Source organism: Virgibacillus dokdonensis (assembly GCF_900166595.1).
GTDB lineage: Bacteria > Bacillota > Bacilli > Bacillales > Amphibacillaceae > Virgibacillus > Virgibacillus dokdonensis.
In genome coordinates this window covers 1-6,367 of the sequence record NZ_LT745748.1, presented here as the reverse complement: position 1 = coordinate 6,367, position 6,367 = coordinate 1, and the positions used below count along the sequence as shown (strand labels likewise).

The window sequence follows — 6,367 nt, the reverse complement described above, 5'->3', positions numbered from 1 at the left end:
AATAGTGTCTTATGAAGAGCTAAAGCGAAAAATTGAGGATTACATTGATTACTACAATAATGAACGTATAAAGTTAAAATTGGCTGGTTTAAGTCCAGTACAATACCGAACTCAAACCAGCCAAACAGCTGCATAATAAAAACTCTAACTTTGTGGGGTCACCACCTCCAAAGCATGCAAGGCTCCCTCTTTTTTATTGCATTTATGTGAAAAATCTTTTCTTTACGTGAATTATACGTTAATATCTAATTATGTTTGTTTTAAACAAACATGCTGACGGAAAGCAATGGGCTAGAAGAACATGATATTTCTATCAGTATTAATGTGAAATTTTTCACATAAAAGAAAGTAAACATGCAAAAGGAGTGACTTCATGTGGAACGACAGCCAATAGAGCAAGCGGTGAATCTTGCTATAAAAAAGAAGGAATTATTAAATACATCATTCATAAGATATATGCTGCGAGCGGGTTTGTCAGGAATTTATGTGGGTATAGGATTAATATTATCGTTTAAGCTAGCGGAAGGATATTTTGATATTCAATCTCCGGCTGCAACGATTATGGCATCGATCTTTTTTGGTGTTGCCCTCGTGTTAATTATTTATGGTGGTGCTGAATTATTTACTGGTAACACGATGTACTTTACGATGAGTACGATGAGGAAGCAAACGACAGTCAAGGATACGGTGCAAAATTGGCTTGCCTGTTATAGTGGAAATTTGATTGGTGGAATATTGTTTGCCTTGTTAATTGTTGGAACAGGATTGTATGCTTCCACAGAAAGTAGTCAATTTTTAATGAAAACAGCTGCCGCTAAAATGGATTTAGGCATATGGGAATTATTTTTTCGAGGCATATTATGTAATCTGATCGTCTGTTTAGCTGTATGGATTCCCATGCATATTAAAGGTGATGGCGCTAAAATATTAGTGATGATGTTATTAGTTTTTGGCTTTGTTGCATCAGGGTTTGAGCACAGTGTTGCCAATATGGTCACTTTTTCATTAGCATTAACAGCACCTCACCCAGAATCCATTACCTTATTAGGAGCGATTTATAATTTAGTTCCTGTTACGATTGGAAATATTGTCGGAGGTGGCTTCTTTTTAGGAGGCATCTATGCTTATTTAGCTTCGCCTAGTAAGCAGTATAAACAAACCGTAGAAGTAGCACAGGAAAAGAAGCTCGGATAAAGGTACTAGCTTACGGTATATAGCAAAAAGAATACAACCTGCATGGAATTTATCTTTTTCATGCAGGTTTGATTTTTTTCCATCGCATTCATACCCATGACGACGACAATGAACTCTTCTGTTGATAATTGGTCCGTTAAGTTGGTCAGTTCATAAGCGGGAGAGGAGAAAAAACTGTTAATACGTGTGAAGGCTGCCACATCTTGATATGGTTCATCTATAATTGTAAATGATTTAGACAGGACAGGGGAAGTAATGGTGTATTGATGTCCCCTCTCTGTAGAATACGTATACTTTTTGCCAATGAAAACCAGTTTGCTTTTAATTTCTAAAATTTCTCCAGCTACTTACTACCCAGCTATTAGAAAAGAAACGTTTAAACTTCCCTTCTCCAAGTTCTCTGTTGTGGACATCATACACCGTAACACTAGTCGAAAAAGCGGTTTTTAAATCTAGATAGCCAATCCTTTCATTACGACTGTTTTTAATGATGTTTTTCCAGCCGAAAAAAAATTATTCTCAATAAATTTTATTCTCCATCCAATCCTCCTTCTATTCTCGGGTTTCGTCCTGTATACCAGATAAACGCACGTTGTGTCATCTGCATAGGTATGTTATATAAGGGAGTGGTATGAACAGGTTTGCTTCGATTTGCTGTTTCCATATTTGCTAGGTCAAAACGTTTTTGAATAAAATTTTGTTCTAGCTTAAATTCAATGATTTTTTCTCTCGTTGTAATGCTTGTTGTCATGAAGAAGCCTCCTGTACGGACTTGCAATGTTTCCCCATGAATTAAAAAGCGAGTGAAATAATAATCTAGTAAGCGTGACACGATCGTAAATAGAAACAAAATTATCGATACAGGCCACCATGTTGGAAAGAAAATAACAATAATAATGGTGCCGATGATCCAAAGTACAGGTGTTTGACACATTCGCGCTACTAACGATTTCTTCGGGAGTGATTCCATATTTGTTTGTACTGCGAATTCAGGTAGTATTTCTTCAATGATCGTATATGCGCGATGAATTGGTAAAAATGGATAAAGGGAATTTACTTCTTCCCCTGAAAGATCAACCCCACCAGCGCTAATTAGCTTTACTTCAGCTATTTTAAGCATGCGTTTTAACAATGATTGTTTAATATGAACGGCTTGCACATTTTGTTTACGAATGGAAAAGTGTTGTTCGTTTAATACACCTTTACGAATATAAATCCGCTCATGATCAGATGAGATTTCATAACGACCATATTTTAAGTAAGTACGCATTATTCCAAAGCAAATTGCAACGATAATAAATAGGATGATTAAAGCACCAATCCAAAACCAAGAGTCCTTTACAAATTGAATAATCTTATTTCCCGTTGCGGATAGATCATATACTTCGTCAATATTACTAAACATTGATGCTAGTACAGGGATAAGCAATAAATAGCTAAATGATAAAACAGAAGCTTTTAAAATGTCTTTTTTAGTGGGATTAAAGTGGACATTTTTTTCTTCTTTTGTCATGGCTTGGGCTTCGTCTGTTTCTGTTTCTATTATATTTGTGTCTATTGCATCCGAAGTTTTCTGTTTCGTGTAATGGTCTAAAACATATTCAATTTGTTGAGCTTCGTCCTTCGTAATGGCTGTAAAAGTGAAGGATGAATCCTCATCTTCTGCTCCCGTTTCTAACGTCAGCGTTGTTAGATGAAATGGTCGTAAATAAAACGGGGTATTTGTTTGGACATTTTGAATCCGATCATACGGAATTTGATGATGTTTACGTGTGAAAAGGCCTTGCTCGATTTCAATGAAGCTTTCATTGATGCTATATGTAGTACGCCACCACGTTACAATAACCGACACAAACTCATAAATTAGGTAGACAAAAAATAAGATTCTACCAATTTCTACCCACGTTGCTTCGGAGGAATAGTTAAGTACAAATAAAATAATAAATACGAAGAAAATGTCCTTTAATGATGCAAAAAATGATACGGGCATCATCATGGGGTGCATGCGCTTTTTTTGATCCATTAGTTCTCCACTTCCTTCACTTTGGCAAGTTCAGCAATTTCATTTCGAATAGCCTTTGCTTCGTCCTCTTGTATAGCAGGAATTTCATGAGTGGAAGCCATTGTACCAATGGAGATACTTGATAGTCCGTATTTTCGTAAAATGGGTCCTTGTTGTAGGCTAACATATTGAATTTTTGTCATAGGGATAACTTGGTGTGCCAAATTCCATCTTCCGTGCTTTAATTGGACAAATTCCTTATTCAAACCATACCGCCAATATTTTTGTAGTAATGTCGGTTCAAAAACTATACTCCAAACAGCAGAGATAATCGTAAAACCTAGTAAGCCCCATAATATGTAACTAATCCAGCTATACCAAGCAAAGTGGGAGTCCATGATAAGTAAAACGACTAAAATAATGAGAAATATAGTATGTCCGATTGTGTTTGTAATTCGCCATACATTAATAGCGTATGGAGAAATTTTTCGTTTTGGTTCTTCTATGTTTTTGTACAAAATAAACCCTTCCTTTGCGGTCTTTTATAAGATAGTTTTCTAAATAAGATTATAAATGCAGTAGAAATATCATCTTTTCTATTTATGTTTATTACGATTTAGATAGGGTGTGGGTTTCAATATGTTTTTATGAAATTGTACCTAAAAAGGTTTTTAATGGAAATTAAATGTAGCAGCAGGTGAGGCTTAACCACTTTTAATTGTTGATAGAACTAACCAAGCCGAACATTTATATTGTTCGGCTTGGTTGTATTTTGGAAAGTGGCTTGATTTATTTCTTTCAATCCACGCACCTATACAAGGTGCGACGGATCAAGAAACTGAGGCTCGCAAACGCATAAAATTTCAATCCACGCACCTATACAAGGTGCGACCTTAATGTTAGTTATGCAGGGGTTGTTGCTACTGTAAAATTTCAATCCACGCACCTATACAAGGTGCGACTTGAAAATTTAATAGATCAGAGTGTTGACATGAATTTCAATCCACGCACCTATACAAGGTGCGACGACTAAATCCATTTAAATTAATATTATCTCGCTTATTTCAATCCACGCACCTATACAAGGTGCGACTTTCAAACTAAATAATGTTATTTCAACATCATTAATTTCAATCCACGCACCTATACAAGGTGCGACTTCACTACAATAATCGAGAGGCACTCGATAATCAGTATTTCAATCCACGCACCTATACAAGGTGCGACATCAAAAGAGAGTATAAAAATGATACAAGATAAAGATTTCAATCCACGCACCTATACAAGGTGCGACATGACGCTCGTATAGCAAAGCGATTAGCCGAAAAACACATTTCAATCCACGCACCTATACAAGGTGCGACCCCACGTACCTGCGTATTCTCCGTCAAGGTTGACATTTCAATCCACGCACCTATACAAGGTGCGACCTACCCGTGGACATAAGTCATCTAAAGCAAAAGAATTTCAATCCACGCACCTATACAAGGTGCGACGCCTTCTCCAAAGATATTTCCGCTTTTTCGGCATTTATTTCAATCCACGCACCTATACAAGGTGCGACTTGTGTTCGTACTTGCGCCTTCTTTCGATAGTTCATTTCAATCCACGCACCTATACAAGGTGCGACGTCCTTTTATGGCTGATTTATCTAGGATGATGTGCCGAATTTCAATCCACGCACCTATACAAGGTGCGACTATCTATCAATCGGAGGTAATCTTCCATGTCTACCATTTCAATCCACGCACCTATACAAGGTGCGACCCTTGTCGGATGCCCCTCGACTCAAAGCCCGCCTCATTTCAATCCACGCACCTATACAAGGTGCGACTCATTCCTCGCCCTCCAATACCTTGTGTATATCTTTATTTCAATCCACGCACCTATACAAGGTGCGACGCAAACCTAGCGTCAGAGGTTGCGCGGCTAAAGCGGATTTCAATCCACGCACCTATACAAGGTGCGACGATGCGAGAGGAACACGCAAGCGAGCGTTGGGTTATTTCAATCCACGCACCTATACAAGGTGCGACTTAAAAGATTGGTTAGATACCAACACAAGAAAAATTTCAATCCACGCACCTATACAAGGTGCGACACATCTATGCACTCTACAAAAACGGAAGCATATATGATTTCAATCCACGCACCTATACAAGGTGCGACCGTCCTTTGATGTCGCCTCCTTTATCTTCCGCAATTTCAATCCACGCACCTATACAAGGTGCGACTACAGATTAGCGGACAGACGTGCGGAGGTTGGCGAATTTCAATCCACGCACCTATACAAGGTGCGACGTATCGGTATCAACCGCTCTAATACGTCTGCTGATTTCAATCCACGCACCTATACAAGGTGCGACAACTGTCGAATCTATTACAATTAGAACAAGTGTTCGATTTCAATCCACGCACCTATACAAGGTGCGACTACGCCACAAGCGGTAGTATTTCCGACAATGCATATTTCAATCCACGCACCTATACAAGGTGCGACTTCTTTTGATAAATCGGGGTTGTGCCATTTATCGTAATTTCAATCCACGCACCTATACAAGGTGCGACTGCGTTGTAGTCTTGCTGTAATGCGTGTGCGTCGAATTTCAATCCACGCACCTATACAAGGTGCGACGACAGTACTTCCCTAATTTTCCCATACACCTATCTTCATTTCAATCCACGCACCTATACAAGGTGCGACGTCTCAAATAAAAAACCTCGAACGCATAAATGCGAAATTTCAATCCACGCACCTATACAAGGTGCGACAAAACAATGAAATATGAGATTGGATATGAGAGGATTTCAATCCACGCACCTATACAAGGTGCGACGATTTATTCTGCATTAGTAAAGGTAAGTATAAACAAGATTTCAATCCACGCACCTATACAAGGTGCGACCAGGAATGGCTCAATGGGAAAGGGAGACAATAGGAATTTCAATCCACGCACCTATACAAGGTGCGACCTTTTTCCGTTGCTATACCGATTAACGCCGATAAAATTTCAATCCACGCACCTATACAAGGTGCGACGTTGCAAAAAACTACACTAAATTATTTAAACAAATTTCAATCCACGCACCTATACAAGGTGCGACTACAGCTTCGTAAATACCAACTTCAGAAATAACCATTTCAATCCACGCACCTATACAAGGTGCGAC

Annotated in this window: 4 protein-coding genes and 1 CRISPR repeat array; of the genes, 2 read left to right on the top strand and 2 right to left on the bottom strand. The window is 38.5% G+C overall.

The annotated features are described in order from the left end of the window. Together B2C77_RS00020 and B2C77_RS00015 are read left to right on the top strand one after the other, a co-directional pair. On the top strand, positions 1 to 136 hold a 136-nt coding region (locus tag B2C77_RS00020; RefSeq protein WP_141130617.1), incomplete at its 5' end, for an IS3 family transposase. Between the two features lie 239 nt (positions 137 to 375). Next, the gene (locus B2C77_RS00015; protein WP_077701758.1) at positions 376 to 1,194 is read left to right on the top strand and encodes a formate/nitrite transporter family protein; all 819 of its coding nucleotides are present in this window, start codon (positions 376 to 378) and stop codon (positions 1,192 to 1,194) included. 529 nt (positions 1,195 to 1,723) lie between these two features. Here the strand turns inward: B2C77_RS00015 and B2C77_RS00010 are convergent. Both B2C77_RS00010 and B2C77_RS00005 read right to left on the bottom strand, forming a co-directional pair. Further along, a complete protein-coding gene (locus tag B2C77_RS00010) occupies positions 1,724 to 3,217 on the bottom strand; it encodes a PH domain-containing protein (RefSeq protein ID WP_077701757.1) in 1,494 nt (497 codons plus the stop codon). Continuing rightward, positions 3,217 to 3,714 carry a PH domain-containing protein gene (locus B2C77_RS00005; protein ID WP_077701756.1) on the bottom strand — a complete coding sequence of 166 codons (498 nt, stop codon included), beginning with the start codon at positions 3,712 to 3,714 and terminating at the stop codon, positions 3,217 to 3,219. The genes B2C77_RS00010 and B2C77_RS00005 overlap by 1 nt, the downstream gene beginning before the upstream one ends. 277 nt (positions 3,715 to 3,991) lie before the next feature. Further along, positions 3,992 to 6,367: direct repeats of the CRISPR family, unit length 32 nt; unit sequence ATTTCAATCCACGCACCTATACAAGGTGCGAC.

What these genes read in the sequence shown, in the direction of transcription:
- B2C77_RS00010 (WP_077701757.1), bottom strand. Translation starts at nt 3,217, where the DNA reads ATGGATCAAAAAAAGCGCATGCACCCCATGATGATGCCCGTATCATTT.